Consider the following 26,990-nt stretch of genomic DNA (forward strand, 5'->3'; position numbering starts at 1 on the left):
CTCCCACCACTTCACGGGAGACCACGATGTCCACGATCACCACCGCCCAGCAGACCACCCGCTCGACCCGCTCCGCCCGCGCCGCCGGCCGCAAGCCGGTCTGGCTCCATGGCCTCGGTGCCGCGGTTGCCGCCGGCGCGGTCGTCACCGTCCTGGCTACGGCCGCCTCGTCGGCCGGCGTGAGCTTCGAGACCGCCAGCGGCCCGATCCCGATCCTCGGCTTCGCGCAACTGACCGTCATGTTCTCGCTCATCGGCGTCGCGATGGCCGCGGTGATGGCCCGCGTGGCCCGCCGCCCGCGACGTACGTTCGTGGTCACCACCGTCGTGCTGACCGTCGCCTCGCTCGTCCCCGACGTCACCTTCGGCTTCGACGCCGCCAGCGCGGTCGTCCTGATGCTCCTGCACGTCGTCGCGGCCGTCATCGTCATTCCGGTGCTGGCTCGTCGCCTCGCCCGGTGATCGGGCCTAGTAGCCTGCCGCGCATGCGAGTAACGGTGGTCGGAGCCGGAGTCATCGGGCTCTCGTGCGCGGTACGGCTGTTGGAGGCCGGTCACGAGGTCAGCGTGATCGGCCGGGAGCGGACGAGTGGGACCACCTCGGCGGTGGCCGGCGGATTCTGGTTCCCCTACCTCGCCGAGCCGCGCGACCGGGTGACCGCCTGGGCCGCCGAGACCTTCCGAGAGCTCGCCCGGCTGGCCGAGGAGGAGCCGGAGGCCGGCGTACGCATGGTGCACGGCACCCAGCACAACCCCGAGGCCGACCTGTGGTGGGCCGCGCCGCTCACCGATCTGACCGTCACCGAGGGTCGCGCCGAGTTCACCGCCCCGATCGCCGAGATGCCGGTCTACCTGCCCTGGCTCGAGCGGCGGATCACCGCGGCGGGCGGGAACATCACGACCGGGACCGTCGACGACCTGGCGAGTCTGGACGCCGACGTCGTGGTCAACGCGACCGGACTCGGCTCGCGGGAGCTGGTCGGCGACGCCAGCCTCTACCCGGTCCAGGGCCAGATCGTCGTCCTCGGGCCGGGCGCCACCGAGGAGTGGCTGGAGGCCGAGGGCGATGCCCCCTCCTACGTCTTCCCGCGCGGTGGCGACACCGTGGTCGGAGGTACGTCGGTGCCGCACGCCTGGGACCAGAGCCCGGATCCGCGTACGGCTGAGCGGATCCTGGCCGACGCCACCACAGCCGTGCCGGAGATCGCGAACGCCGAGGTCAGAGCCCATCTGGTCGGCCTCCGTCCGGCTCGGCCCTCGGTCCGGCTGGAGCGCGAAGGGCGGGTGGTGCACTGCTACGGCCACGGCGGCGCCGGGGTGACGCTGAGCTGGGGCTGCGCCTCCGAGGTGGCCGCGCTCGTGGAAGTAAGGCACGCCTAACTCTGCTGTTACCCTTCGAGCGTGGGCAAGAAGAGGAAGCCTCCCAAGACGGAGTGCTGCGTGTCGAAGTCGCGCTGCAAGCGGTGCCCGATCCGCATGCTCAAGGAAGGCACCCTGCCCGAGGGGATGACGGTCAAGAAGCGCCGTCTGGTCACCCTCGACGGCAAACCGGTCAAGAAGAAGCATCTGGCTGCTTGACGGAAGGCGCCGCCAAGTTGCGTCCGAGGTGGTAGGAATTGCCTTGCATTCGATTACCTACTCGCGCAAGGACGTTACCGATGCCTCATGCCACCCGCCGCTCTGTCCTGTCCGGTGCTGCTGTCACGGGCGCCGCGGCGCTGAGTGCTGCCGGTTACACCGCCGCCCCTGCCCACGGTGTGAACAGCGCAGGCAAGCCCGACACGGTCCGGCTGACCGTGCTCGGCACGACCGACCTGCATGGCAACGTCTTCAACTGGGACTACTACAAGAACGCCGAGTTCTCGAACAGCGCCGGCAACGAGATCGGCGTCGCCAAGGTCAAGACGCTGATCGACGCCGTCCGCCAGGATCGTCGCGGCGATCCGATCCTCACCATCGACGCCGGTGACACGATCCAGGGCACCCCGCTGGCCTACTACTACGCCCGGATCGACCCGATCACCGAGGGCGCGATCCACCCGATGGCGCGGGCGATGAACCTGGTCGGCTACGACGCCGCGGCGCTGGGCAACCACGAGTTCAACTACGGCATCGACACGATCCGGAAGTTCGAGGAGCAGGTGAACTTCCCGATGCTCGGCGCCAACGCGGTCGACCCGTCGACCAAGCTGCCGGTCTTCCCGCCCTACATCATCAAGGACTACGACCTGGGCCGCGGCCGCCGCCTCCGCGTCGGTGTGCTCGGTCTGACCAACCCCGGCATCGCGATCTGGGACAAGGCCAACGTCGAGGGCAAGATGGAGTTCCCGGGGCTGGTCGAGCAGGCCAAGATCTTCGTGCCCGAGCTCAAGAAGGCCGGCTGCGACCTGGTGATCATCAGCGCCCACTCCGGCGCCGACACCTCCAGCTCCTACGGCGACGAGCTGCCGCCGGAGAACGCCTCGACCCTCGTCGCCGAGCAGGTGCCGGATGTCGACGCGATCCTCGTCGGCCACGCCCACCGGGAGATCACCCAGCGCTACGTCACCAACACCGAGACCGGCAAGCAGGTGCTGCTGACCGAGCCGCTCTACTGGGGCATGCGCGTCTCCGTGATGGATCTGGTCGTACGCCGCGAGAAGCGTCACGGCCGGCCCGGCTGGGTCCTGCAGTCGGCGACCTCGCAGACGCTCAACTCCAACACCGTCGACCCCGACCCGGAGGTCTCGGCCGCCGTGCAGGAGCAGCACGACATCGTGGTCTCCTACGTCAACTCAGTCGTCGGCACCTCGGCGGTGGAGATGCTGGCCGCGCGTGCGGTCGTCGAGGACGTACCCATCATCGACTTCGTCAACTACGTCCAGGCCGACGCGGTCAAGGCGGCATTGACCGGTTCCGACGCGGAGTTGCCGGTCATCTCGATCGCGGCCCCGTTCAGCCGCGCCGCGGCCTTCCCCGCAGGCGAGGTGACCGTACGCGACGTGGCCGGCCTCTACATCTACGACAACACCCTGATGGCGGTGCGCATCACCGGCGCCCAGCTCAAGGACTACCTCGAGTTCACCGCCCGCTACTTCAAGCAGGTCAGCGGCACCGGCCCGTTCCCGATCGACGCCGTGACCAACGCACCGACCGACACCGCGCCCAACGGCACGCCCGACTACAACTTCGACACCATCGCCGGCCTGGACGCGGCGCTGACCTACGACATCGACATCTCGGTCGCGGTGGGCTCGCGGATCACCAACCTCGCCTACGACGGCGTCGCGGTGACCGACGCGCAGGAGTTCGTGCTCGCGGTCAACAACTACCGCCAGTCCGGTGGCGGCGGCTTCCCGCACGTCACCGACGCCACCGTGGTCTACAACCAGCAGGTCGAGATCCGGCAACTGCTCATCGACTGGGTCACCGCCCACCAGGTCATCGACCCGGCCGCGTTCGCCTCGGTCGACTGGCGCCTCGTCTCCGGTGGTGAGCCGATCACCGTGGAGTAGCCGCCACGGCGGTTGGGCGACGGGTCAGCGGGGGTTGGCCCAGTTGAGCAGCTGGCTCATCGAGATCAGCAGGTCGTCCAGCCGCCGCTCCACGCTGTCCAAGCGCGCGTTGACGCTGTCGATCGCCGCGTCGGTGCGCTCCATCCGGCTCTTGATCGCATGGAACTCTGCCGTGTGCATCTGCTGCATCGTCAGGAGATCGATCATGATCGCCTCGACGTCGCTCACGGACAGGCGGCCCCCAACGCCATGCCCCGAGTAATTGATGGACATGGCGTGAATCTTGTCACGCTGTTCCTACTCAAAGGTAAGGAAAGGCGTTTCCCCTGTGTGAACTTGCCTGACCGTGCACCAACTGTTGGTCAGAAGAGTCTCTCGGTCGGATCGTCGAGGCCACGGAGCGCGTCGTAGTCGACGATCGCGCAGGTGATGCCGCGGTCCTCGGCCAGCACGCGGGCCTGGGGCTTGATCGCCTGAGCAGCGAAGATGCCGCGTACCGGGGCCAGCAGCGGGTCGCGGTTGAGCAGCTCGAGATAGCGGGTCAGCTGCTCGACGCCGTCGATCTCACCGCGCCGCTTGATCTCGACCGCGACCGACTTCCCGTCGGCGTCGCGGCACATCAGGTCGACCGGCCCGATCGCCGTCGGGTACTCGCGGCGTACGAGGGTCAGCCCTTCGCTCAGCGTCGCCGGGTGGTCGGCGAGGAGCTCCTGGAGGTGCTTCTCGACGCCGTCCTTCTGCAGGCCGGGGTCGATCCCGAGGTCGTGCGACGTCTCGTGGTGGATCTCGTCGATCAGGATCCGCAGGGTGTCATCCGTCTTGGATGTGACGGTCCACTCGACGCGGCCGTCCTCGGACTTGCCCTCCGAGAGGGTGCAGGGCGGCGACATCCAGTTGAGGGGCTTGTAGGAGCCCCCGTCGGAGTGGACCAGCACCGATCCGTCGGCCTTGAGCATCAACACCCTGGTGGCCATCGGAAGGTGGGCGGTGAGCCGCCCCGCGTAGTCGACCTGGCAGGTGGCAACGACGAGTCTCACCGGGAGAACGTATCGCATGGCCCCATGTGAGCAGCGTCACGCCACCAGGGGTTACTCATGGGTAATAAATTTGGCAGTCTTCCGTCGCATGACGGTTTCGACCCAGGGTTCCATCCACGACGTGCTCGTGCTGCCCTATCTCAACCACGCCATTCGCATGCTCGAGTCGGGCTACGCCACCGCCACCGACATCGACAACGCCATGTGCTTCGGCTGCGGCTACCCCCAGGGGCCGCTGGCCACGGCCGACGAGATCGGCGCCGCCGCCGTACGCGACGCGCTGCTCGCCCGCTTCGAGGAGACCGGCGACAACCTGCACAAGCCCGCCGGCCTGCTCACCCAGGTCGCCGGCGAGGCTGGGACGTTCGCCGCGGTGGCCGGGGACCACGCAAAGGCCCCGGAGCTTCGCCACACGATCGAGAAGATCGGCGTGGTGGGCACCGGCACGATGGCCTCGGGCATCGTCCAGGTCTTCGCCCAGGCCGGGTACGACGTCGTCTTCGTCGGCCGCTCCCAGGAGAAGCTCGACGGGGTCGTCGCCGGCATCACCAAGTCGCTCGACAAGGCCATCGCGAAGGGCCGCTCGGACGAGGAGACCAAGGCCGCGGTGCTCGGCCGCCTCACCGGCAGCACCTCGCGCGAGGATCTCGGCGAGGCCGACCTGATCGTCGAGGGCATCGCCGAGGACCTCGAGGTCAAGACCGAGCTCTTCAAGGATCTCGACCGGATCGCCAAGGCAGGTGCCATCCTGGCCACCACCACCAGCTCGATGCCGATCACCGAGCTCGCCAAGGTGACCGCACGCCCCGGTGACGTCATCGGGATGCACTTCTTCAACCCCGCGCCGGTCATGAAGCTCGTCGAGGTGGTCACCACCGATCTCACCTCGCCCGAGGTCGACGAGACCGTGCGCGCACTGTCCACCGCGGTCAAGAAGGTCCCGGTCTCCTGCGGCGACCGCTCCGGCTTCATCGTCAACGCGCTGCTGTTCCCCTACCTCAACGACGCGGTCAAGCTGCACGAGTCCGGCGTCGCCATCGCCGAGATCGACGCCGCGATCAAGGAGACCGCGAGCTTCCCGATGGGCCCCTTCGAGCTCCTCGACGTCGTCGGCAACGACGTCTCCCTGGCCATCCAGTCCGAGCTCCGCAACGAGTTCGGCGAGCCCGGCTTCGACCCCGCCGCCCTCCTGGTCGAGAAGGTCCAGGAAGGCAAGCTCGGCCGCAAGACCGGCGAGGGCTTCCACACCTACTGACCCCGGCCCGGCCGAGAAGTCACGTACGTCGGCCGAGGCGTCACCTACGCGAATCGAGTCGGCACTTCGGTGCCGGCTCGATTCGCGCGAGTGACGCCTCGGCCTGCGGGGGTGACGCTTCGATCAGGGGCGGGGGTAGCCGCGGCGTACGGCTCGATCCAGGATCCCCAGGGTGGCCCGGATGGACTTCTGGTCGATCACCGGGAAGATCGCCTTCCACTCGGGCAGGGCGGTGGACCAGTCGCAGTACGAGGTGACGCGGGTGTCGCCCGAGTCGAGCTGCTCCAGCTCATACCCGAAGCGGTGACCGATGGGCGGCTTGACGGTGCCTTCGATGGTCCACTCGATCGCCCTGCCGGGCTCGAACCCGGTGATGATCACGGTGACGTCGTACTTGCCGAGCGGGTAGTCGCCGAGGGCCTCGCGGTCCATGTGGACGACGAACCGGTCACCGACCGCGCCCACCGGCGATCCCTCTGCGGACTGGAGCATGCCGGCGGCGTCGATGGCCACATGGCCGTCGGGGTCGATGAGAACGGCGAAGATGTCGGTGGGGGAGGCGGGGATGATCCGCTCGGCGTCGATGCGTTCGGCCTCGATGCGTTCGGCGGTCTGGGTCTGGTCGGTCACAGCGCCCGAATCTAGCGGCATCACCGGCGTGCCGAACGTCACCCCATGGCAGGATGCGGGGCATGAGTGAGCGCACGATCGAGACAGTCGGAGTCGTCGGCCTGGGCACCATGGGTGCCGGGATCGCGGAGGTGTTCGCCCGCAACGGTTTCACCGTGGTCGGGGTGGAGCGGGACGAGGAGGGCCTCGAGCGTGGCAAGGCCCACCTGGCGCACTCGACGGGTCGCGCGGTCAAGCGCGGCAAGCTCAGCGAGGAGGAGCAGGAGGCGCTGCTCGGCCGGATCTCCTTCGCCACCGACGCGACGGCGCTCAAGGACGTCGACATGGTCGTCGAGGCGGTCGTGGAGTCGCTGGAGCTGAAGAAGTCGATCCTCGCCACCCTCGACGAGATCGTGGCTCCCGAGACGATCCTGGCGACCAACACCTCGTCGCTGTCGGTGACCGAGATCTCGACCGCCTCCAACCACCCAGGCCGGGTCGTCGGCGTGCACTTCTTCAACCCCGCTCCGGTGCAGAAGTTCGTCGAGATCGTACGCACCGTGGTGACCGAGCCCGACGTGCTCGAGGACGTGCGCGAGGTCGTCGGCAAGGTCGGCAAGTCGCCGGTGGTCTGCGGCGACCGGGCCGGGTTCATCGCCAACGCGCTGCTGTTCGGCTACCTGAACCACGCGGTCTCGATGTTCGAGGGCCACTACGCCACCCGCGAGGACATCGACACCGCGATGCGGCTGGGCTGCGGCTACCCGATGGGACCGCTGGCGCTGCTGGACCTGATCGGCCTGGACACCTCCTACGAGATCCTCGACACGATGTACCGCCAGGGCCGCGACCGGCTGCACGCCCCCGCGCCGATCCTCAAGCAGATGGTCACCGCCGGGATGCTCGGGCGAAAGTCGGGCCGCGGCTTCTACACCTACGAGGCCGCCGACTCGCCGATCGTCGTCCCGGACGCGCTGACCCCGAGCGCCGACGCCACCCACGAGCTGCGCCGCCCGATCTCGAAGGTCGGTGTCGTCGGCACCGGCACGATGGCCTCCGGGATCGTCGAGGTCTTCGCCAAGGGCGGCTACGACGTGACGTACGTCGGGCGCAGCCCCGACAAGGTGGACGGTGTCGCAGCGCGGATCACCAAGAGCCTCGACAAGGCGATCGGACGGGGCAAGCTGGAGGAGTCGGCGAAGCCGGAGATCCTCGGCCGGCTCACCGGCACCACCTCGCTGGACGACCTGGCCGACGTCGACATCGTCGTGGAGGCGATCGCCGAGGACCTGGCCATCAAGACCACCCTCTTCGAGAACCTCGACGACATCTGCAAGCCGGGCGCGATCCTGGCGACCACCACCTCGAGCCTGCCGGTCATCGAGCTGGCCAAGGTGACCAAGCGCCCGTCCGACGTCGTCGGGATGCACTTCTTCAACCCGGCGCCGGTGATGAAGCTGGTCGAGGTCGTCTCCACCGTCACCACGGACGAGGAGGTCTCCGAGACCGTCCGCGCCCTCTGCAAGGAGGTCGGCAAGTCGCCGGTCTCGTGCGGGGACCGGGCCGGCTTCATCGTCAACGCGCTGCTCTTCCCCTACCTCAACGACGCGGTCAAGATGCTCGAGGGTCACTACGCGACCGCGGACGACATCGACACCGCGATGAAGCTCGGCTGTGCGCTGCCGATGGGTCCGTTCGAGCTGCTCGACGTCGTCGGCAACGACGTTTCGCTGGCCATCGAGCGCGAGCTCTACCTGGAGTTCCGCGAGCCGGGCTTCGCGCCCGCGCCGCTGCTGGAGCACCTGGTCACCGCCGGTTACCTCGGCCGCAAGACCGGCAAGGGGTTCCGCGACTACAGCTGAAGCGGAGCCCGAAGCAACATGAACGGCTGAGGTTTGTCCCTCCCGGCCCGACCACCGTGGCAGTACGCTGAAAGACGTGGGACTTCTGATCGCACTTCTCATCGTCGTCGCGGTGATCGGGACCGTGGTAGTGACCAGCAAGCGTTCGCAGGCGCGAGCGCTGGAAAAGCAGCGCGCTGACCTCGAGCCGGTCAAGCAGCTCGCCTTCGAGGACGTGACCGCCTTCGGTGAAGAGCTGCAGAGGCTCGACCTGGACATGGCCGGCAAGGAGCTCGACGAGGGCGCCAACGCCGACTACCAGCGCGCGCTGGACGAATACGAGACGGCCAAGCGCACCGTCGACAAGATGACCGTGCCCGACGACGTCAAGAAGATCACGACGATTGTCGAGGACGGCCGCTACGCGATCGCGTGCGTCGAGGCCCGGGTGGCAGGCGAGCCGCTGCCGAAGCGCCGCCCGCCGTGCTTCTTCGACCCCCGCCACGGGCTCTCGGTCGAGGACGTGGCCTGGGCGCCTCCGGGCGGCACCACTCGTGACGTACCCGCCTGTGCGCTCGACGCCGAGCGCGTCAAGGTCGGCGCGGAGCCCGACACCCGCAAGGTGATGGTCGGCAACGAGCGCGTTCCCTATTGGCAGGGTGGCCCGGCCTACCGGCCCTACGCCGCCGGCTACTTCGGCGCCTTCTCGCCGATGGACTGGATGTTCGCCGGGCTGATGTTCAGCGCGTTCGGCGGCTTCGACGCCTTCGGTGAGATCGGCGAAGGGATGGGCGACGCGATCGGCGGCATCGGCGAGGGCATGGGCGACATGTTCGGCGGCATCGGTGACGGCATCGGCGACATGTTCGACGGCTTCGATTTCTAGCGGCGTACGCTTCCCCGGTGCCACCACTTCATACGCTCGAGCTCGGCGACACCGGAAGTCGTGTTGTCTTCCTGCACGGACTCTTCGGCCAGGGACGCAACTGGAACACGCTCGGCAAGCAGCTGGCCGACAAGCATCGGGTCACGCTCGTCGACCTGCCGCACCACGGTCGCTCTCCGCAGCCTGACACCTTCGACTACCTCGACGTGACCGCGGCCGTTGCCGAGCTGCTCTCGGCCGACGACCCCGCGACCGTGGTCGGCCACTCGATGGGCGGCAAGGTGGCGATGCTGCTCGCGATCACCCGCCCCGAGCTGGTCGCGAAGCTCGTCGTGGCCGACATGTCCCCGGTCGTCTACGAGCGCGTCGGTGGCTTCAAGACGTACGTCGACGCCATGCAGAGCCTCGACCTGGACCACATCACCCGCCGCGAGGAGGCCGACGCCGGGATGCAGGAGGCGGTCCCCGACGCGACCGTCCGTGGCTTCCTGCTGCAGAACCTGCGCCGCGACGGCGACAGCTGGCGCTGGTCCATGAACCTCCCCGTCCTGGGCCGCGATCTGGACCGCATCGGCGACTGGCCGGCCGAGGAGCTGAAGGCGTACGAGGCGTACGAGGGGCCCGTGATGTGGGTGGCCGGCGAGCTGTCCAACTACGTCACCGACGAGTACGCGCCAGCGATGAAGGAGTGGTTCCCGCGCTACCGCAAGGTGACGATCAAGGGCGCCGGACACTGGGTCCACTCCGAGAAGCCGGAGACCTTCCTGGCGGCCCTTCGTCAGTTTCTCGGCGACTGAGACACCGAAACAGACGGAGTGCCTGCCGAGCCGCGTCTACGCTGTGCGGCATGGAGCGTGACAAGCCAGTCATCGTGCTGGTCGGCGGCGAGCACGCCGACATCGTCGAGCGGGAGTTCCGGGCCCGGTATGACCGTGATTACCGGATCGAGCCAGTGGCGGGCTTCGCCGCGGGTCTCGACAGGACACGCTCCCTCGTGGCCGAGGGTGCACAGATCGCGATGGTCGCCGCCGAGCACGTCCTCGACGAAGGCACCTCGATCGAGTTCCTGCACCACGTACCGGCGATCGTGGCGACGGCACGTCGCGTGGCGCTGGTCTCGTGGGATGACTTCGCCGATGCGCTCGACGACCTGCGCGCCGCGGCGCTCCAGCGCGAGATGGACACCTTCGTGCTCATCCCGCGCGGCCCGCGAGACGAGGAGTTCCACACCGCGCTGATCGAGTTGCTCTCCGAGTGGGGGTGGTCGGTGGGCAGACCCCTGGTGACCGTGACCGACGTCGTGGCCGAGCCGGGCGACCGCGACGCGGCGGCGGTACGAGACCTGCTGGAACGCATGGGCTTCCCACATCGCTCGCTCGGGCCGAGCGACGACGAGGCGCAGGAGCTCATCGAGGCCGCCGGTCCGGGGGCACGGCTGCCTCTGGTTCGTACCTTCACGGGGCGCGTGGTCTCCGGGGCGACGGCGGCGACGGCCGCCGAGGCCATCTATGGCGGGTTCGACGATATTCCGGACGGCGTGATCGCCGACGTCGCCATCGTGGGCGGCGGACCGGCGGGCCTCGCGGCGGCGGTCTATGCGGCGTCGGAGGGGCTGGCGACGGTCCTCGTGGAGCGCGACGCGATCGGCGGCCAGGCGGGCTCCAGCTCCATGATCCGCAACTACCTCGGCTTCCCGCGCGGGATCTCGGGCATGCGCCTCGCCCAGCGATCCCGCATCCAGGCCGGACGGTTCGGTGCGCGCTTCTTCACCGGACGCCCGGTGACCCGGATCGAGCCTGGCCCGGCCGACGAGCCCGAGCACCAGCACGTGCACGTGCGCGGTGCGCAGTTCTGCGCCCGTACGGTCGTGCTCGCGATGGGCGTGACCTACCGGCGTCTCGGGGTCGCCGGTGTGGATGGCCTCGTGGGTGCGGGGGTCTACTACGGGGCCGCGACGTCGATGGCGCGCGAGATGCAGGGCCGTGCCGTCTTCGTGATCGGCGGGGGCAACTCGGCCGGGCAGGCGGCCATCCACCTCGCCAAGTTCGCGAGCGAGGTGACGATCCTGGTCCGCCGTCACGAGCTCGCGGAGACCATGTCGGCCTATCTGGTGCGTGAGATCGAGGCGACGTCGAACATCCAGGTCCGGACCCGCACGGTCGTCGCCGACGGCGGGGGCGAGGGCCAGCTGGAGTGGTTGCGACTGGAGAACCTGGACACCGGCGAGGACACCGAGGCCGCTGCCGACGGCCTCTTCTGCCTGCTCGGAGCGGAACCCGACTGTGCGTGGCTGGCGGAGGAGGTGGCGCTCGACGAGCACGGGTTCGTCCTGACCGGCCGCGACGTACCGCGAGACGCGTGGGTCGAGGGGAACCCGCCTGCGAGCCTGGAGACGACCGTGCCGGGCGTCTTCGCTGTCGGCGACGCGCGCGCCGGATCCATGAAACGGGTCGCCTCTGCGAGCGGCGAGGGCGCCTCGGTGCTCCCGCTGGTGCACGCCCACCTCGCGCGGATGCGCGCTCGGGAGTTCGGCGCCTGAGCCCTAGGACGGCGGGCAACGCCAGGGCTCGATGGGGTCCGTCCTGGTCGGCGGCTGAGACTCTTTCACGCATCGGCCGACGAACACGCTCGCCATCCGGGCGGCGATGGCGGCCCTCGCTCGGCTCCGGGCACCATCGTCCGGGTCGAGGAGCAGGTTACTTCGCTCATGTCTCCCTGCTCCCTGGAGAGGACCGGGCTGTGGTCGTTCTGGCCAACTCCTACGCCGAGAAGCGCGCGCCGAGCCTGAGTGCCGCCGCCGCGGACATCGACGAGATCGCGCGCGGAGGATCAGCAACCGTCAAGGGCGGTGACCCGTTGCTGTCCGCAGCGCCTTGGCTGTTGGCCGGATCCGTCCCGATCGGTCTGTTGCTCATGCTGGCCGCGCGCCGAATCCCGGGTTCGTCGCCGCTCAGATGGGTCTGCGCGGTAGCTGCGGGCTTGGCTGCGATGGGCCTGATTCTGCTGCCGAGACTGCTGGGCGCGTCGCTCGGCTTCGCCGTCACCTGGTTGCCCGACCTCGCCGTCGGTGTCGTGGCGGGCAGCGTGACATTGCTGATCGTGGCCGCTTCTTGCGTCATTCGCCCGGAAAGCCTTCGTCGTCGTACGTCCGGCGCCGTGGATCAGGCCGCGAGGGTGTGATCGCGCAGCATGCGGCGCAGTCTGAGCTCTGCTGGCGATAGTGGCGGGTCCGGTGCCCAGGTGTCTGGTGGTGGGCTGATGTAGGTGTGGCCGGTGGGTGTGGTGGTGATGATGGTGCCGTCGGGTTCTGGTCTGGCTCGCCAGCCGAGGGCTTCCTTGGCTTGGTTGCATCGTTCGCACAGCCCTTGGAGGTTGTCGGCGCTGGTTGCGCCGCCGTCTGCGTGGCGTTGGATGTGGTCGATGTTGCGGATGGGTGCGTCGCAGCCGTTGGTGCGGCAGATCCCGCCGTCGCGGGTCGCGATGAACTCGGCCAGCCCGTCGGGTGCTTTGCGGGCATGTGACTCCATCGCCACCAACTGACCGGCCGGGTCGGTGAACAGCCGGCGGACGAACACCTCGGCGTCGGCGAGTGCTTCGCGGGCCCAGGCCGCGGGGACGGGGCCGTAGCCCTCGACCATGGCCGGCTGGTCGCTGGTGTTGGCAAGGGAGTCGGCGGTCATCACGATCTTGACCTCGATCCGCGGCTTGCCACCAGTCTCGCGGCCGGTGATCCGGTCGACGAGGGTGTCGGCCATGACCTGACCCCGGGTCCGCTCGTCGCCTGCTGCGTGGGCAGCCTTCGCCGCCTGGTCCAGTGCGGCGAAGACGGCGACGCCGTCCTTGACCGGCAGCAGGGCGCCGAGCCAGGTCATCGTGTCCGGTGCCGGCCGCAGGCTGACGCGGCGGTCTTTCACTGCGTTCGCGGCCCTGGCGACGACGGATGCCTGGTCGAGGGTGATGGCGAGTTTCTTGGCGGCGTTCTCGAGCTGCCGTAGCCCCATGGCCACCGCACGAGCCGGTTCGCCGTTCAAGCCGGTGGCGCAGAGCTCGTGGTCGATGACCCTGCGGTCCTCCACCGACAGGCAGGCGGTTTCGCGGGCGAGGATGGTGGCCTGCCATTGGGAGAACAGCCCGGCCTTCATCAGGGCGAAGGTGTGCGGCATCTCCGCGGTCAGGATCTTCGCCAGCCCGAGGAGCTTGGCGCCCTTCTCGGGTGAGACCCGCCGCGCCAGCGCGACCTGGGAGGCGACCCCTTCGCCGAGCCTGCGGGCAGGCACCCCAGCCTCTAATTGGCGGGCGCGGACGGCTTCGTCGAGACGTACCGCCGCTTCTGCCTGCACAGCCTCGGCGGTGCACTTCATCGCTTCGAGACCAGCGATCCAGTCCACCAGCTCAGCCTCGGACGCGCCCGGAGGCGGCCCAGCGAGGAGGTGGTCGACGGTCTCGTACATAGGCGTTATTATATGCGATCGGGCACCCTGCCGCGACCTATTTAAGCAGGTCAAACCCAAGTTACGCAGTCAGCGAACAAGCAACGTGAACTCCGCGCCACTCTCTCGCCGCCGCCCCGATACAGGCGAAATCTTTCTCGATCGGGTGCCGAGTCAAGGACCGCGAAGCGGCCGGCGAAGCCGGCGCCCGAAGGGCGTCCTTGACGCGGTGCGCGATCGAGAAACACTCAAAGACCGGGTCGGCGGCGAACCCTGAAACGAAGAACAGTCGCTATGCGAGGTTTCCCGAAGAAGAGAACCGTGTTGGTCTCGACACGCCTCCGCCTAGCGGCTCCGGCGGCTCGACCAGCGGGCGAAGGGCGGCTCGACCAGCGGGCGAAGGGCGGCTCGACCAGCGGGCGAAGGGCGGCTCGACCAGCGGGCGAAGGGCGGCTCGACCAGCGGGCGAAGGGCGGCTCGACCAGCGGGGGCTATGACAAGAGCCGCCGAAAGACCTCGACGATGCGATCCGCATCCGCCTCAGACGTACGCCAGTTGCTGAACGCCAACCGCAGCGCGGGAGTGCCGTGATGAACCGTAGGAGTCACGAAGGTCACGCCAGTATCGGCGACCCGGCGAGCGAGCAAGGCAGGATCGCCAGGAACCTTCAGACAGACGATGTTGAGCCGGACAGGCGCGAGAAGCTCCACCCCGTCGATCTCGTCAAGAAGTCTCCCGACCCGGCGCGCGAGAGCGATGGTGCGCTCGACGATCTCGCGATGGCCTTCGCGGCCGTAGGCGTACAGGGTGAACCAGGCAGGCAGGGCGCGCAGGCGCCGGGAGCTCTCCGGGGTGAGGTGTACGAAGTCGGGGGAAGAGCCGGGGAGGCCGATGTAGGCCGAGGCGTTGCTGAAGACCCGGGCCTGGAGGTCCTGATGGCGGCTGAGCTGGATCGCGGAGTCGTAGGGGACGTTGAGCCACTTGTGCAGGTCGACGCAGATCGAGTCGGCGCGGGAAAGACCGGCGACGAGGTGGGCGTGCGCGGGGGAGAGGGCAGCGAAGGCCCCGAAGGCGCCGTCGACGTGCAGCCAGAACGGGAACTCGTCGCGGAGGTCGGCGATGGCGTCCAGGTCGTCGAAGTCGCCGGTGTTCACGGTGCCGGCGTTGGCGACGACGATCACGGGCCTGCCGTCCTGTTCGCGCAGCGCGGTCCGCAACGCGTCGACGTCGACCGCATCCCGGCCGGGGAGGAGGGCGACAGGATGGAGGCTGTCGCGACCCAGCCCGAGCACGGAGAGCGCCTTGGAGACGGTGGAGTGGGCAGCGCCGGAGAGTACGACGACCCCACCGAGCGCCGCGACGCCCTCGGCCGAGACCGACACTCCGAGCCGGTCGCCGAGCCACTCGCGGGCCAGGGCCAGCCCGGTGAGGTTGGACATGGTCGCGCCGGTGACGAACGCTCCGCTGAAGTCGCCGGGAAGGTTCAGCAGGTCGAGGACCCAGCGCACCGTCTCGCGTTCCAGGTCGCTGGCGGCAGAGTCCTGGACTGTGATGGTGTTCTGGTCGAAGACCGAGGTGAGCCAGTCGCCGGCGACCGCGGCAGGGGTCGCCCCGCCGGTGACGAAGCCCAGGTAGCGGGGGCCGGCGCTCGCCGAGAGGCCCGGCGCCCAGCGGGTCTCGAAGTGGCGCAGAGCGGCCTGGCCGCCGACGCCCCGGGCCGGCAGCCGCTCGACGGAGGGCGGCCGGAACGGAGAGGTCACCGGCCTGCGGTCGAGTCCGGCGATGATCTCTTGTGCGTAGTCCTGGATCGCGCCGAGGAGATCGGTCATCCCGGCGAGGTCTGTGTCGAGCCGTGGGTCCATCCTTCGACGGTAGGCCCTCTCAGGGCTCGATGAGACCTGCTCTGATGGCATATCGCGTGACCTGGGTGCGATCGCGGAGGCCCAGCTTGGCGAGGATGTTCTCGCGGTGCCGCTCGACGGTCTTGTAGGAGATCGTCAGCTCGCGGGCGATCTCCCGGGTCGAATGGCCCTCGGCGATGAGCTTGAGCACCTCGTCCTCGCGCTCGGTCAGCACCGTGCGCGGGAGGCTCTCGCCACGGTTGAGGCGGTCCAGATAGTCGCGGACCAGGGCACTCATCGCCCCGGGATAGACGAAGGCTTGTCCCCGAATAGCGGTGCGGCACGCCTTGACCAGGTCCTCGTCGGCGACCGACTTGAGGACGTACCCGCTGGCGCCGACCTTGAGCGCCTCGAAGAAGTACTGCTCGTTGTCGTGCATCGAGAGCATCAGCATCTTCGGAGGCGTACGCATCCGGGCGATCGTGCGCGCGGCCTGCAGCCCGGTCATGCGGGGCATGGCGACGTCGAGGATCACCAGGTCGACCTCGACGTCGCGCAGCGCCGCGACGGCCTCGGCTCCGTCGGCGGCCTCGGCGACCACCTCGAGGTCCGGTTCGGCGTCGAGGATGAGGCGGACCCCGCGGCGTACGAGGGTGTGGTCGTCGGCCAGCAGGATCCGGATCTTCGCAGGCGTGGGAGTCACAGCGGCACCTCCAGGCGGACAGTCGTGCCGCGGCCGGGGGTGCTGGTCACGCTCAGGTCGGCACCCACGAGCAGCGCCCGCTCCCGCATGCCGCTGATCCCGGCGCCGGCCACGAGGGCGGCGCTGCCGCGGCCATCGTCGGAGACGGTGAGGACGACCTTGTCGCCGATCTTGCACAGGGAGAGTTCGGCGGTGGCGGCGTGGGCGTGGCGTACGACGTTGGTGAGCGCCTCCTGGGCGACCCGGTAGATCACCAGCTCGCGGTCCTGGGGCAGCTCGGGGAGCCCGCGGCCGATGGTGCGGCGTACGGTCGTGCGGCCCAGTGCGCCGACGTCGGTGGCCAGCGAGGCCAGGGCGGCGTGCAGGCCGAGGTCCTCGAGCACGCCCGGCCGCAGCTGGCGGGCCACGCGGCGTACGTCGTCGATGCCGGTGCGCGCGGACTCGCGGACGGCGGCGAGCTCGGGACGCACCTCCTCCGGCACCTGTCGCTCCAGCCCCTTGAGCCCCAGGAGTACGACGGTGAGCGACTGTCCCACCTCGTCGTGGAGCTCCTGGGCGATCCGGTGTCGCTCTGCCTCCTGAGCGGCGAGCGCCTTGGCGTTGCTGGTGCTCCGCTCGGTCTCCAGCCGGTCGAGCATCGCGTTGTAGCTGGCCACCAGACGGGCGCCGGCGCCGTTGCCGGGGGTCGACAGGCGCTGGTCGGGGGAGAGATGGTCGACCGAGTCCATCGTGCGGATCACCCGGTCGATCGGCGCCAGGCTGCGCAACAGCAGGAGCGCGTTGAGCGTCGCCATCACTACCAGCCCGACCGCCAGCACCACCGCCTCCGAGGCCAGGACGCGCTCGGAGACCCGGGCCGGGGACAGCGCCAGGACCAGGGTGCCGACGCAGAAGAGCGTGCCGTTGGTCAGGCAGACCCGCCAGTAGAGCGGTAGATGACTCATGCATTAACCCTGACATGTCCTCTGGTCAGGACTTATGGGTGGCAGCACCCATTCGGATCAGGTCTCCGGTAACGGAGGGTCGATGGCATGGAGCTCAACGCATGATCGTGTACGCAGCGGTGGCCGTCTTCATCGTCACCTACGGCCTCATCGCCACCGAGCGCGTCCACCGCGTCGCCGCCGCCCTGGGTGGCGTCGCCGCGATGGTCGCGCTCGGGATCATCAACGCCGAATCGGCCTTCTTCAGTCATGAGACCGGGGTCGACTGGGACGTCATCTTCCTGCTCTTCGGGATGATGGTGATCGTCGGTGTCCTCAAACAGACGGGCCTGTTCGAGTTCCTCGCGCTGTGGGCGGTCAAGCACTCCGGCGGCCGCCCGGCGCGCCTGGCGACGCTTCTCATCCTGGTCACCGCGGCGCTCTCGCCGATCCTCGACAACGTGACCACGGTGCTGCTCGTCACGCCGGTGACCCTGTCGGTCTGCGAGCGGCTGGGCCTGCGCCCGATGCCGTACCTGATCTCGCTCATCCTGGCCGCCAACGTCGGCGGCACTTCGACCCTGATCGCCGACCCGCCCAACATCATCGTGGCCAGCCGGGCCAACCTGACCTTCGACGACTTCCTGATCCACTCGCTGCCGCTGTGCCTGATCCTGCTGGTCGTCCTGATCGGGCTGGTCCGGCTGCTCTTCCGGCGTGACTTCCGTGGCCGGGTCGACCTGGACGGACTGATCGAGCCGCCCGCCTCGGCGATCCATGACCGCGGGCTGCTCTATCGCTGCCTGGCCGTCCTGGCCCTGGTGATGCTCGCCTTCGGGCTGCACACCGAGCTCCACCTGGACCCGTCGCTGGTCGCCATGCTCGGCGCCGGCGCGATGGTGGTCGTCTCCCAGACGCGGACGGAGGCGTTCCTGGAGGAGGTCGAGTGGTCGACCCTGGCCTTCTTCATGGCGCTGTTCGTGCTGGTCGGCGGGCTGGTCGAGGTCGGTGTGATCGGGTCCCTCGGGACGTACGCCGCCGAGCTGATGGGCGACAACGAGCTCGCCGGGGTGACCGGGCTGATGATCGGTTCGGCGATCGTCGGCGGGTTCGTCGACAACATCCCCTACACCGCCGCGATGGTGCCGATCGTGGAGGAGATGGTCGCCGCGACGCCGTCCTCGGGAGCCGACAGCCCGCTGTGGTGGGCCCTCGTCTTCGGCGCCGACCTCGGTGGCAACACGACCGCGGTCGCCGCCGGTGCCAACGTGGTGGTGCTCGGCCTCGCCGCCAAGGCCGGCCACCCGATCAGCTTCTGGAAGTTCACCAGGTACGGCATCGTGGTCACGATCGTGACCCTTGCCGTCGCCTGGGTCTACGTAGCCCTCCGCTACTTCGTGCTGGCCTGACGTTCGCGATAGGCGGCGACCGCGTTGCGGTTGGTGCAGGTCGGCGAGCAGTAGCGCTTGGAGCGGTTGCGGGAGAGGTCGACGACCACGCCGGCACAGCTCTCGTCGGCGCAGATCGAGAGCCGGGACAGCTCGCCGGCGCGGATGACGTCGACCATGGCCATCGCGGTCTCGACGGCGATCCGCGTGGCCAGCGGGGCGTCGGGCTCGGTGGCGTGGATGTGCCAGTCGTAGTTCGTGTGGCGGACCAGCTGAGGAGTCGCGCTGTGCTCGGCGAGCATCTCGTTGGTCAGCCGCACGGCCTCGTCGCGCTCGGCGGTGAGCAGGTCGCGCAGCCGGACGCGGAGGGCCCGGACCTCGTCGAGCTCGGCGCGGTCACGGTCGTGCCTCCCCGTGTAGTCGTACGTCACGAAGAACTCGTCGAGGGCCGCCACGGTCTCCAGCTCGTCGACCGAGCCGGGGGAGAGGGCGAGGGTGTTCGCCAGTGCCGCGGCTGCCTGGAGGCCTACGTCGGTGTCATGGGTGAAAACCATGTTGACACATTACCGCGTCGGTGGGATTGTCATGTGTCATGACGACTTTGACCAATGACGAGGCGGTGCCGCAGAGCACGCAGAAGACGCCGCTGGTGGCGGCCGGGCTGCTCATGGCGGTCGTCTCGGCGGTCACGTTCAGCCTCTCGGGCCCGCTGGGACGCGGCCTCTTCGACACCGGCTGGTCGACCGGCGGGGTGCTGGTCTTCCGCGTCGGCATCGGCGCGGTGGTGCTGGCCCCCTTCGCGCTTCGCGCGCTCGCCGGTCGGTGGCAGGGTGTCGCCGCGAGCTGGCGGGTCGTGGTGGCGTACGCACTGCTGGCCATCGTGGTGCCGCAGTTCGCCTTCTTCTCGGCGGTGCAGTGGATGGCCGTCGGGCCGGCGCTCCTGCTGGAGTACATGGGGGTGGTGCTCGTCGTCGCCTGGATGTGGCTGCGGCACGGCGAGCGGCCCTCGCGGCTGACGATGGTCGGCGCCCTGGTCGCGATCGTCGGGCTCGTGCTCGTCCTCGACCTGGTCAGCGGGGCGAACGTGCACCCGTTCGGCATCATGTGGGGCTCCGCGGCCGCCGTCGGTCTGGCCGGCTACTACGTGCTCAACGCTCACTCCAGCACCACGCTGCCGCCGCTCGCGCTGGCCTGGCTCGGCCTGACCGGCGCCACTGTCCTGCTCGCGCTGCTCTGCCTGGTCGGAGCCATCCCGTTCGCGATGGAGACCACGCCGGTGGTCCTGGCGGGCCTGGAGATGCCGTGGTGGGGCCCGCTGATCGGCCTCGGCGTGCTGACCTGCTCGGTTGCGTACGCCACCGGCATCGCCGCCACCCGCACCCTCGGTTCGCGGCTCTCGTCTTTCGTGGGGCTTCTCGAGGTCGTCTCGGCCGTCGTCGTCGCCTGGCTGCTGCTCGGCGAGGCCCCCGGGCTGATTCAGCTCGTCGGCGGGCTGGTCGTGCTGGCCGGCATCATCGCGGTCCAGCAGGGAGAGCAGAAGACGACCGCCGCCTGAGAAAGCGAAGCGCCGCACGCATCAGCTGCGTGCGGCGCTTCACAGGTGGTTGGGACTAGCGCTCGTCCTGGGCCCTGACGTAGACCTCACGGATCAGCATCAGGATGGCGGCGGCAGTCGGGATCGCCAGCAGGGCGCCGACGACACCGAGGAGCGAGGCACCGATGAGGGCCGCGATCACCGTGATGACGCCGGGGATGTCGACCGAGCGGGACATGACCCGCGGATAGACGACATAGTTCTCGAACTGCTGGTAGGCGATGTAGAAGATCACCGCGATGAGGCCCGTCTTCAGGTCGGTCGTCGCGAAGGTGATCGCGCAGACGATGATCGCGCCGATGGTGGCCCCGATCATCGGGATCACGTCGGTGATCATGACGACGAAGGCCAGAGCGACCGCGTATTCGCCCATCCCGATGACGAAGAGCAGCACCAGGGTGGACAGACCGGCGCACAGCGCGACGATGAACGCCCCGGAGACATAGCCCCCGATGCCCTCGAAGACCCGGTCACCGAGCTTGCCGACCCGCTCGCGGCGCGAGGCAGGGGCGAGGCGGTAGATCGCGTTCTTCGTCTGGTCGTAGGCGGCGATGAAGTAGAGCGTCAGGACGATGACGATGAAGCCCGTGACGAGCACGTTGATCACCGCCAGGCCCACGCCGAGCGCTCCGCCGAAGGCACTGCTGACGAAGTCGCCGCTGGCGACGTAGTCCTGCACCTTGTCGAGGATCTGGTAGTCCTCGTTGAACTGCTGGATGCGCTGGTTGCGCTGAAGCTCGTCGATCCAGTCGGGAACGTTGGCAGAGATCTTGGCGACCTGGTCGCTGATCACCGGCACCAGCGCCACGAAGAAGAGCGCCAGGGCGCCCAGCACGCCGAGGATGACGGACAGGACCGCCCACGGCCGCGGGAAGCCACGCCTCTGCAGGAACACCACCATCGGGTTGATCCCCGCGGCGATGAAGAGCGAGACCACCACCTGGAGGATCACGCTCCCCATCGTGGTGAGGAGGTTGCTCGCTGCGTAGGCCGTCAGCAGGCCGAGGCCGAGGAGAAGCCCGAACAGGTAGGGCGACCTCCTGTCGAACGGCGGCCCGGGCTTGCCGAACTTCTTGTCGCGCTCGCTCTCGTCAGGCTCCGGCTCCTCGACGTCGATCGCGGCCTCGCTGTCGACCGTCGCGTCGTCGGTGGAGTCGGTCTGGGCAGACGTCGTCTCCGGACCGTCCGCAGGACGGTCGGCAGCGGCCCCGCTCACCGGCTCTCGGTCGCAGTCTCGGGCTCGCGGATAGCGGTCTTCTCGGAGGGCTCGTCGTAGTCGTCGTAGTCGTCGGCGAGGTCGTCGTCCGAGTCGACCAGGGTGACGCTCTCATCGACCACCAGCTCGCCGTCGACGATGTCCTCGTCGTCGGTGATCGGCTTCGGTGCCTCCAGCTCAGCCGGGTCCTCGGTCTTGCCGAACCCGGAGACCAGGTCGGTGAGCGAGGAGAGCTGAGCGGCGATCGCGTCGCGACGCTTGGTGAGACGGTCGACCTCGGCCTTGATGATCGCGTGGCCCTTCTCGGCCTCGACGGTCGCGGTGGAGGCGAGGTGGTCGGCCTCGGCGCGGGCCTTGGACAGGATCGCCTCGGCGTCGCGGCGGGCGCGAGCGATGATCCCCTCGGACTCCTTGGCCAGCTCGGCGCGCTGGTCGGCGACGTGCTGGGCGGCGATCCGGGCCCGCTCCTCGGCGTCCGCGGCGCGGGTCTCGCCCTCGGTCACGATGCGAGTGGTCTCGGCCATCGCCTGGTCGTGGTGGTCGGCGGCCTCGCGGGCGAGACGCTCGCGCTCGACGGCGAGCATCCGCCGGGCCTCCTGGACCTCGCGGTCCGCGCCGGCGCGTGCCTTCTCGACCTCACGCTGGGTCGACGTACGCAGCTGGGTGACCTCCTGCTGCACGGCGAGACGGATCTGGTCGGCCTCGCGCTTGGCGGCGGCGAGCAGCTCGTCGCTCTCGGCCTGCACCATCTTGCGGGCCTGCTGGACCTCCGAGGTCACCTTCTCGCGGTGATCGTCGATCTCCTTGTAGTGCGTCGTACGCAGCGCCTCGATGTCGCGCTGGGCGGAAGCCTTGGTCGCGGCAGCCTCACGCTGGGCGGCCTCGCGGATGACCGCGGCCTCCTTCTCGGCGGACTCCTTGACCGCGGCCGCCTCCTCCTCGGCCAGCCGGAGCATCGCGCTCGCGCGACCACCCAGGGAGGCGTAGGAGGGGGCTTCGTTGCCCTGGGTGGCGGCGGCCTTGAGGTCGGTGACCTTGCGCTCGAGCTCGGCGATGCGTCGCTGGGCGTTGCGCAGCGCCGACTGACCCTGGCCGTTGGCCTGGAGCAGCTGCTGCACCCGCGCGTTCACCGTGCCGGGGTCGTATCCGCCACGCCGCACGACCGGGAAGGCTGGGAGTGAGCCTGGAGCCGGTGGAGCCGAGTTGTGGCCGGAGCTGGGCGATCCGGAAGCGCCAGGAACCCTAGGGAGAACCTGCGTCTCCGTCGAGTCCTGGTCGGGCTTCTTCCGAGGCTCGGAAGCCTCGTTGAAGATGGATAGTCCCTCATTCGTCATTTGTGGCGGATTCCTCACACTTTAGGGGGGTTTGTGTCTTGCCCTCTGCTCCCAAAAGGCAAGACTACGGCCGGTCACCCCTCGCGCAAGGGGAGACCGGCCGTGAATCCAGTCTCAAATGGGCTATTTACCCGGGCTCGACGTCTCAGATTCCGCGGAACAGGTTGATCTTGTCGATGTGAGCCGCGCGCTTCTCCTCGTCGAGGACGCCGAGGCCCTCCTCGGGAGCCAGGCAGAGCACGCCGACCTTGCCCTGGTGCTTGTTGTGGTGGACGTCGAGAGAGGCCTGGCCGACGTCTTCGAGGGTGTAGGTCCGCGACAGGGTCGGGTGGATCTTGCCCTGGGCGATGAGGCGGTTGGCCTCCCACGACTCGCGGTAGTTCGCGAAGTGGCTGGAGATGATCTTCTTGAGGTTCATCCACAGGTAGCGGTTGTCGTACTCGTGCATGTAGCCCGAGGTCGACGCGCAGGTGGTGATGGTGCCGCCCTTGCGGGTGACGAACACGCTCGCGCCGAAGGTCTCGCGGCCCGGGTGCTCGAAGACGATGTCGATGTCCTCGCCGCCGGTGAGGTCGCGGATGGCCTTGCCGAGGCGCTTCCACTCCTTCGGGTTCTGCTGGGTGCCGTCCTCGTTCCAGAACTTGAAGTCCATCTCGGAGCGGTTGATGACCATCTCGGCGCCCATGTTGCGCACGATCTTGGCCTTCTCCTCGTTGGAGACCACGCAGACAGGGTTGGCGCCGCCGTTGAGGGCGTACTGCGTCGCGAAGCCGCCGAGGCCGCCGGAGGCGCCCCAGATCAGGACGTTGTCGCCCTGCTTCATGTTGCCGCCGTTGGCGGAGACGAGCTGGCGGTAGGCGGTGCAGTTGACCAGGCCGGGGGAGGCGGCCTCCTCCCAGGTCAGGTGCTCGGGCTTCGGCATGAGCTGGTTGGCCTTGACCATCGCCACGTCGGCGAGACCACCGAAGTTGGTCTCGAAGCCCCAGATGCGCTGGGAGGGGTCCATCATCGTGTCGTTGTGGCCGTCGGGGGCCTCGAGCTCGACCGAGAGGCAGTGGGCCACGACGCGGTCGCCGGGCTTCCACTTGGTCACGCCGGCGCCCACGGCCAGCACGACGCCGGACAGGTCGGAGCCGACGACGTGGTAGTCGAGGTTGTGGCGGGCGCCGAGCTCGGACTCCTTGCCGTAGCGCTCCAGGAACCCGAAGGTGGAGACCGGCTCGAAGATCGAGGTCCACACGGTGTTGTAGTTGATCGCGGACGCCATGACGGCGACGAAGGCCTCGCCCGGACCGAGCTCAGGCAGGGCGACATCCTCGACGTGGAGGGACTTGCGCGGGTCCTTCTCCTTGGTCGCGACGCCCTCGAACATGTCGACCTCGTCCTTGTGGACGGTTGCGGCGCGGTAGTGGTCGGGGATCTCGAGGTTCGCAAACTCCTCGCCGGGCGTATCGCCGGCGAGAATCGCGTCGAGGATGTGTTGCATGGTCGGCTCCTGCGTCGTCGTAGGGGTCGCGGTTGACTCTAGTTCGCTGGACATTACTGGTGAGTAACCGCAATGGCCAGCCTGATGTGACACATGACTCTTGGATCGTTCACGTGCCGTGGTGGGTCCTCGGGATCAGTGGGCGGCGTCGGCGGCCGGCTCGACGAGCTCGACAAGGACGCCGCCGGCGTCCTTGGGGTGGATGAAGTTGATCCGGGAGTCGGCGGTGCCGCGTCGCGGTGCGTCGTAGAGAAGACGTACGCCGCGCTCCTTGAGGATCGCCGAGACCTGCTCCACGTCGGTGACCCGGTAGGCGAGCTGCTGCATGCCGGGGCCGTTGCGGTCGAGGAACTTGGCGATGGTGCTGTTCTCATTGAGCGGCGCGAGCAGCTGGAGCTTGTTGTCGGAGTCGCCGATCGCGATCATCGCCTCCTCGACACCCTGCTCTTCGTTGGTCTCGCGGTGGGCGAGCTTCATGCCGAAGGTCTTCTCGTAGAAGTCGATCGCCGCATCCAGGTCGGCGACGGCGAGACCGACGTGATCGATCTGGGTGAACAGGTGCGGTGGGATCTCTACCGATGTCATGGGCCTACTCTCCTTGAGGTCGGGGGTAACGGGCACAATGTGTGATGACAGCCACACCGGGCTGCGCTCAACACTCTTCCAACTGAGGTTACTAATTAGTAACCTCGGAGCAGATCAGCACCACCAACATTTGGAGGACCCATGTCCAACGTCATCGTCGCCGGGGCGCGCACGCCGATCGGCCGCCTGCTCGGCGGGCTCAAGAGCCTGTCCGCGGCCGATCTGGGCGGCATCGCCATCAAGGGCGCCCTGGAGAAGGCGGGCGTCTCGCCGGATCAGGTCGACTACCTGATCATGGGCCAGGTCATCCAGGCCGGTGCCGGCCAGAACCCGGCGCGCGCCGCGGGCATCGCCGGCGGGCTGCCGATGAACGTGCCCTCGATCACGATCAACAAGGTCTGCCTCTCCGGCCTCAACACCATCGCCACGGCCGACCAGCTGATCCGCGCCGGTGAGGCGGAGATCATCGTCGCCGGCGGCATGGAGTCGATGACCAACGCGCCGCACCTGCTGCCGAAGTCGCGCGAGGGCTTCAAGTACGGCGACACCACGCTGGTCGACTCGATGGCCTACGACGCGCTCTACGACCAGGCCACCCAGCAGGCGATGGGCGGGCTGACCGAGCAGATCAACTCCGAGGGCGTGAAGCTCACCCGCGAGGAGCAGGACGCATTCGCCGCCACCTCGCATCAGCGCGCCGCCGCGGCCCAGAAGAACGGCGTCTTCGACGACGAGATCGTCCCGGTCTCCATCCCGCAGCGCAAGGGCGACCCGATCGTGATCAGCGCCGACGAGGGCGTACGCGGCGACACCACCACCGAGTCGCTCGGCAAGCTCCGCCCGGCGTTCTCCAAGGAGGGCACCATCACCGCCGGCTCCGCCTCGCAGATCTCCGACGGCGCTGCCGCCGTCGTGGTCATGTCGAAGGAGAAGGCCGAGTCGCTCGGTCTGGAGTGGCTGGCCGAGATCGGCGCCCACGGCATGGTCGCCGGTCCTGACTCCTCGCTGCAGCTGCAGCCGGCCAACGCCACCGCCAAGGCCCTCGAGAAGGAGGGCATCACCGCCGCCGACCTCGACCTCGTCGAGTTCAACGAGGCGTTCGCGGCCGTCGGCATCGAGTCCACCAAGAAGCTCGGCCTCGACCCCGAGATCGTCAACGTCAACGGCGGCGCGATCGCCCTCGGTCACCCGGTCGGCATGTCTGGTACGCGAGTCGTGCTCCACCTGGCCCACGAGCTCAAGCGCCGCGGCGGTGGCACCGGTGCCGCCGCGCTGTGTGGCGGTGGCGGTCAGGGCGACGCCCTGATCGTGCGTGTCCCCAAGGCTTGAGCCATCGCTGATGTGAGCGACCTGGTCGCGCGCGCCCGGGGCGGTGAGCCCCGGGCGGTCGCGCGGCTGGTGTCGTACGTCGAGAACGCCCCGGTCGGCGGGGGAGAGCGGCTCCGCGAGGTGATGGCCGCGCTCGCGCCTCACGGCGGAAACGCCCACATCGTGGGGCTCACCGGCGCGCCCGGGGTCGGGAAGTCGACCACCACCTCCGCGCTGGTCCGCGAGCTGCGCTCCGCGGGCCGCACCGTGGCGGTGCTGGCCGTCGACCCGTCCTCGCCGTTCTCCGGCGGCGCGCTGCTGGGAGACCGGATCCGGATGACCGACCACGCCACCGATCCGGGTGTCTTCATCCGCTCGATGGCTTCCCGAGGGCACCTCGGTGGCCTGGCCTGGTCTGCGCCGCAGGCGATCCGGGTGCTGGACGCAGCCGGGTTCGACGTGGTGCTGGTCGAGACCGTCGGTGTCGGTCAGTCTGAGGTCGAGATCGCCGGGCTCGCCGACACCACCGTGGTCCTGCTAGCGCCCGGGATGGGTGACGGCATCCAGGCGGCGAAGGCCGGGATCCTGGAGATCGGCGACCTCTACGTCGTCAACAAGGCCGATCGAGACGGCGCGACCAAGGTCCAGCGCGACCTGCGCGGGATGCTGCGCCTGACCGACCGCACCGAGGGGGCCTGGACCCCGCCGGTGCTCACCGCCGTCGCTCAGTCCGGCAAGGGTCTGGCCGAGGTCGTCGGCGCGCTCGACCAGCACCGCGAGTGGCTGCGCTCCAGCGGGACGCTGGAGCTGCGGCGTACGCGCCGGGCCCGGGCCGAGGTCGAGGCCATCGCCGTCGAGACCCTGCGGGCGCGATGGTCGAGCGTGGGCTCGGACGGCGACCTCGACGCCCTGGCGGCAGATGTGGTCAAAGGCGCACGTGACCCCTACGCAGCGGCCGACACCCTCCTCGCCGAGAAGTCGGTCTCTGACGCCGAGTAGTCGATTTCCGGCGCCGAGAGGTCAATAACTGACCTTTCGCGGTCAGAAACCGACTTCTCGGGG

At 68.8% G+C, this 26,990-nt stretch carries 26 protein-coding genes; 14 read left to right on the plus strand and 12 right to left on the minus strand.

The window, feature by feature from the left end; all coding sequences use genetic code 11:
- Nucleotides 1–26: 26 nt before the first annotated feature.
- From OH802_RS11565 to OH802_RS11580, 4 genes are all read left to right on the plus strand, one after another.
- The gene (locus OH802_RS11565) at nt 27–461 is read left to right on the plus strand and encodes a DUF6069 family protein (protein ID WP_406027988.1); all 435 of its coding nucleotides are present in this window, start codon (nt 27–29) and stop codon (nt 459–461) included.
- A 23-nt stretch (nt 462–484) separates the two neighbouring features.
- Complete coding sequence (locus tag OH802_RS11570) at nt 485–1,378, plus strand: NAD(P)/FAD-dependent oxidoreductase (RefSeq protein WP_406027990.1); 894 nt, start codon at nt 485–487, stop codon at nt 1,376–1,378.
- 21 nt (nt 1,379–1,399) lie between these two features.
- A complete protein-coding gene (locus OH802_RS11575) occupies nt 1,400–1,576 on the plus strand; it encodes a hypothetical protein (protein ID WP_008362162.1) in 177 nt (58 codons plus the stop codon).
- A gap of 80 nt (nt 1,577–1,656) precedes the next feature.
- Nucleotides 1,657–3,492 carry a bifunctional metallophosphatase/5'-nucleotidase gene (locus OH802_RS11580; protein ID WP_406027992.1) on the plus strand — a complete coding sequence of 612 codons (1,836 nt, stop codon included), beginning with the start codon at nt 1,657–1,659 and terminating at the stop codon, nt 3,490–3,492.
- 24 nt (nt 3,493–3,516) lie between these two features.
- On the opposite strand, the gene OH802_RS11585 is transcribed toward OH802_RS11580, so the two are convergent.
- Nucleotides 3,517–3,765, minus strand: a complete 249-nt coding sequence (locus tag OH802_RS11585) for a hypothetical protein (protein ID WP_406027994.1) — start codon at nt 3,763–3,765, stop codon at nt 3,517–3,519.
- Nucleotides 3,766–3,854: 89 nt separating this feature from the next.
- On the minus strand, nt 3,855–4,529 hold the full coding sequence (nucS, locus tag OH802_RS11590; protein WP_406027996.1) for an endonuclease NucS: 675 nt from the start codon (nt 4,527–4,529) through the stop codon (nt 3,855–3,857).
- An 88-nt stretch (nt 4,530–4,617) separates the two neighbouring features.
- Between nucS and OH802_RS11595 the strand changes: the two genes are divergently transcribed.
- Nucleotides 4,618–5,784 (plus strand): 3-hydroxyacyl-CoA dehydrogenase NAD-binding domain-containing protein, encoded by a 1,167-nt coding sequence (locus OH802_RS11595; RefSeq protein WP_406027998.1) that lies wholly within the window; start codon nt 4,618–4,620, stop codon nt 5,782–5,784.
- Between the two features lie 123 nt (nt 5,785–5,907).
- Here the strand turns inward: OH802_RS11595 and OH802_RS11600 are convergent, their stop codons facing one another.
- Nucleotides 5,908–6,414 carry a polyketide cyclase gene (locus tag OH802_RS11600; RefSeq protein ID WP_406028000.1) on the minus strand — a complete coding sequence of 169 codons (507 nt, stop codon included), beginning with the start codon at nt 6,412–6,414 and terminating at the stop codon, nt 5,908–5,910.
- Between the two features lie 62 nt (nt 6,415–6,476).
- Here OH802_RS11600 and OH802_RS11605 point away from each other — a divergent pair, with 62 nt between their 5' ends.
- The 5 genes from OH802_RS11605 (at nt 6,477) to OH802_RS11625 (ending at nt 12,300) form a co-directional block, all read left to right on the plus strand.
- Complete coding sequence (locus OH802_RS11605) at nt 6,477–8,255, plus strand: 3-hydroxyacyl-CoA dehydrogenase family protein (RefSeq protein WP_406028002.1); 1,779 nt, start codon at nt 6,477–6,479, stop codon at nt 8,253–8,255.
- A 76-nt stretch (nt 8,256–8,331) separates the two neighbouring features.
- A complete protein-coding gene (locus OH802_RS11610) occupies nt 8,332–9,120 on the plus strand; it encodes a hypothetical protein (RefSeq protein ID WP_355226239.1) in 789 nt (262 codons plus the stop codon).
- A gap of 17 nt (nt 9,121–9,137) precedes the next feature.
- Nucleotides 9,138–9,917 carry an alpha/beta fold hydrolase gene (locus OH802_RS11615; protein ID WP_406028005.1) on the plus strand — a complete coding sequence of 260 codons (780 nt, stop codon included), beginning with the start codon at nt 9,138–9,140 and terminating at the stop codon, nt 9,915–9,917.
- Nucleotides 9,918–9,967: 50 nt separating this feature from the next.
- Nucleotides 9,968–11,659 (plus strand): FAD-dependent oxidoreductase, encoded by a 1,692-nt coding sequence (locus OH802_RS11620; RefSeq protein WP_406028007.1) that lies wholly within the window; start codon nt 9,968–9,970, stop codon nt 11,657–11,659.
- A 200-nt stretch (nt 11,660–11,859) separates the two neighbouring features.
- On the plus strand, nt 11,860–12,300 hold the full coding sequence (locus OH802_RS11625; RefSeq protein ID WP_406028009.1) for a hypothetical protein: 441 nt from the start codon (nt 11,860–11,862) through the stop codon (nt 12,298–12,300).
- Here the strand turns inward: OH802_RS11625 and OH802_RS11630 are convergent.
- The 4 genes from OH802_RS11630 to OH802_RS11645 form a co-directional block, all read right to left on the minus strand.
- On the minus strand, nt 12,282–13,571 hold the full coding sequence (locus OH802_RS11630; protein WP_406028011.1) for a DUF222 domain-containing protein: 1,290 nt from the start codon (nt 13,569–13,571) through the stop codon (nt 12,282–12,284). The two genes, OH802_RS11625 and OH802_RS11630, sit on opposite strands and share 19 nt — an antisense overlap.
- A 470-nt stretch (nt 13,572–14,041) precedes the next feature.
- The gene (locus OH802_RS11635; protein ID WP_406028012.1) at nt 14,042–15,412 is read right to left on the minus strand and encodes a pyridoxal phosphate-dependent decarboxylase family protein; all 1,371 of its coding nucleotides are present in this window, start codon (nt 15,410–15,412) and stop codon (nt 14,042–14,044) included.
- Between the two features lie 19 nt (nt 15,413–15,431).
- Nucleotides 15,432–16,094 (minus strand): response regulator transcription factor, encoded by a 663-nt coding sequence (locus tag OH802_RS11640; protein ID WP_141803142.1) that lies wholly within the window; start codon nt 16,092–16,094, stop codon nt 15,432–15,434.
- Nucleotides 16,091–17,038 carry a sensor histidine kinase gene (locus tag OH802_RS11645; protein WP_406028015.1) on the minus strand — a complete coding sequence of 316 codons (948 nt, stop codon included), beginning with the start codon at nt 17,036–17,038 and terminating at the stop codon, nt 16,091–16,093. Before OH802_RS11645 ends, OH802_RS11640 begins: the two co-directional genes overlap by 4 nt.
- A 101-nt stretch (nt 17,039–17,139) precedes the next feature.
- Between OH802_RS11645 and OH802_RS11650 the strand changes: the two genes are divergently transcribed.
- Complete coding sequence (locus tag OH802_RS11650; RefSeq protein ID WP_406028017.1) at nt 17,140–18,426, plus strand: SLC13 family permease; 1,287 nt, start codon at nt 17,140–17,142, stop codon at nt 18,424–18,426.
- On the opposite strand, the gene OH802_RS11655 is transcribed toward OH802_RS11650, so the two are convergent.
- Nucleotides 18,408–18,959 (minus strand): CGNR zinc finger domain-containing protein, encoded by a 552-nt coding sequence (locus OH802_RS11655; protein ID WP_406028019.1) that lies wholly within the window; start codon nt 18,957–18,959, stop codon nt 18,408–18,410. The genes OH802_RS11650 and OH802_RS11655 overlap by 19 nt on opposite strands.
- Before the next feature lie 38 nt (nt 18,960–18,997).
- Between OH802_RS11655 and OH802_RS11660 the strand changes: the two genes are divergently transcribed.
- Complete coding sequence (locus tag OH802_RS11660; RefSeq protein ID WP_406028021.1) at nt 18,998–19,960, plus strand: EamA family transporter; 963 nt, start codon at nt 18,998–19,000, stop codon at nt 19,958–19,960.
- Nucleotides 19,961–20,015: 55 nt separating this feature from the next.
- On the opposite strand, the gene OH802_RS11665 is transcribed toward OH802_RS11660, so the two are convergent.
- From OH802_RS11665 to mce, 4 genes are all read right to left on the minus strand, one after another.
- Nucleotides 20,016–21,215 carry an AI-2E family transporter gene (locus OH802_RS11665; RefSeq protein WP_406028023.1) on the minus strand — a complete coding sequence of 400 codons (1,200 nt, stop codon included), beginning with the start codon at nt 21,213–21,215 and terminating at the stop codon, nt 20,016–20,018.
- Entirely contained in the window at nt 21,212–22,375 is a 1,164-nt protein-coding gene (locus tag OH802_RS11670) for a hypothetical protein (protein WP_406028025.1), read from the minus strand. The genes OH802_RS11665 and OH802_RS11670 overlap by 4 nt, the downstream gene beginning before the upstream one ends.
- A 319-nt stretch (nt 22,376–22,694) precedes the next feature.
- Nucleotides 22,695–24,035 (minus strand): crotonyl-CoA carboxylase/reductase, encoded by a 1,341-nt coding sequence (ccrA, locus tag OH802_RS11675; protein ID WP_406028027.1) that lies wholly within the window; start codon nt 24,033–24,035, stop codon nt 22,695–22,697.
- 135 nt (nt 24,036–24,170) lie between these two features.
- Nucleotides 24,171–24,620 (minus strand): methylmalonyl-CoA epimerase, encoded by a 450-nt coding sequence (gene mce, locus OH802_RS11680; RefSeq protein ID WP_350837934.1) that lies wholly within the window; start codon nt 24,618–24,620, stop codon nt 24,171–24,173.
- A 141-nt stretch (nt 24,621–24,761) separates the two neighbouring features.
- Here mce and OH802_RS11685 point away from each other — a divergent pair, with 141 nt between their 5' ends.
- Nucleotides 24,762–25,949, plus strand: a complete 1,188-nt coding sequence (locus OH802_RS11685) for an acetyl-CoA C-acetyltransferase (RefSeq protein WP_406028029.1) — start codon at nt 24,762–24,764, stop codon at nt 25,947–25,949.
- A gap of 12 nt (nt 25,950–25,961) precedes the next feature.
- Entirely contained in the window at nt 25,962–26,927 is a 966-nt protein-coding gene (meaB, locus tag OH802_RS11690) for a methylmalonyl Co-A mutase-associated GTPase MeaB (RefSeq protein ID WP_406028031.1), read from the plus strand.
- Nucleotides 26,928–26,990: the final 63 nt, after the last annotated feature.

This window comes from Nocardioides sp. NBC_00850 (assembly GCF_045207335.1).
Taxonomy (GTDB): Bacteria; Actinomycetota; Actinomycetes; order Propionibacteriales; family Nocardioidaceae; genus Nocardioides.

What these genes read in the sequence shown, in the direction of transcription:
- OH802_RS11630 (WP_406028011.1), bottom strand. Translation starts at nt 13,571, where the DNA reads ATGTACGAGACCGTCGACCACCTCCTCGCTGGGCCGCCTCCGGGCGCG.
- OH802_RS11660 (WP_406028021.1), top strand. Translation starts at nt 18,998, where the DNA reads ATGACGACTTTGACCAATGACGAGGCGGTGCCGCAGAGCACGCAGAAG.
- OH802_RS11635 (WP_406028012.1), bottom strand. Translation starts at nt 15,412, where the DNA reads ATGGACCCACGGCTCGACACAGACCTCGCCGGGATGACCGATCTCCTC.
- ccrA (WP_406028027.1), bottom strand. Translation starts at nt 24,035, where the DNA reads ATGCAACACATCCTCGACGCGATTCTCGCCGGCGATACGCCCGGCGAG.
- OH802_RS11645 (WP_406028015.1), bottom strand. Translation starts at nt 17,038, where the DNA reads ATGAGTCATCTACCGCTCTACTGGCGGGTCTGCCTGACCAACGGCACG.
- OH802_RS11620 (WP_406028007.1), top strand. Translation starts at nt 9,968, where the DNA reads ATGGAGCGTGACAAGCCAGTCATCGTGCTGGTCGGCGGCGAGCACGCC.
- OH802_RS11580 (WP_406027992.1), top strand. Translation starts at nt 1,657, where the DNA reads ATGCCTCATGCCACCCGCCGCTCTGTCCTGTCCGGTGCTGCTGTCACG.
- OH802_RS11605 (WP_406028002.1), top strand. Translation starts at nt 6,477, where the DNA reads ATGAGTGAGCGCACGATCGAGACAGTCGGAGTCGTCGGCCTGGGCACC.
- OH802_RS11650 (WP_406028017.1), top strand. Translation starts at nt 17,140, where the DNA reads ATGATCGTGTACGCAGCGGTGGCCGTCTTCATCGTCACCTACGGCCTC.
- mce (WP_350837934.1), bottom strand. Translation starts at nt 24,620, where the DNA reads ATGACATCGGTAGAGATCCCACCGCACCTGTTCACCCAGATCGATCAC.
- OH802_RS11595 (WP_406027998.1), top strand. Translation starts at nt 4,618, where the DNA reads ATGACGGTTTCGACCCAGGGTTCCATCCACGACGTGCTCGTGCTGCCC.
- OH802_RS11655 (WP_406028019.1), bottom strand. Translation starts at nt 18,959, where the DNA reads ATGGTTTTCACCCATGACACCGACGTAGGCCTCCAGGCAGCCGCGGCA.
- OH802_RS11585 (WP_406027994.1), bottom strand. Translation starts at nt 3,765, where the DNA reads ATGTCCATCAATTACTCGGGGCATGGCGTTGGGGGCCGCCTGTCCGTG.
- OH802_RS11570 (WP_406027990.1), top strand. Translation starts at nt 485, where the DNA reads ATGCGAGTAACGGTGGTCGGAGCCGGAGTCATCGGGCTCTCGTGCGCG.
- OH802_RS11565 (WP_406027988.1), top strand. Translation starts at nt 27, where the DNA reads ATGTCCACGATCACCACCGCCCAGCAGACCACCCGCTCGACCCGCTCC.
- OH802_RS11685 (WP_406028029.1), top strand. Translation starts at nt 24,762, where the DNA reads ATGTCCAACGTCATCGTCGCCGGGGCGCGCACGCCGATCGGCCGCCTG.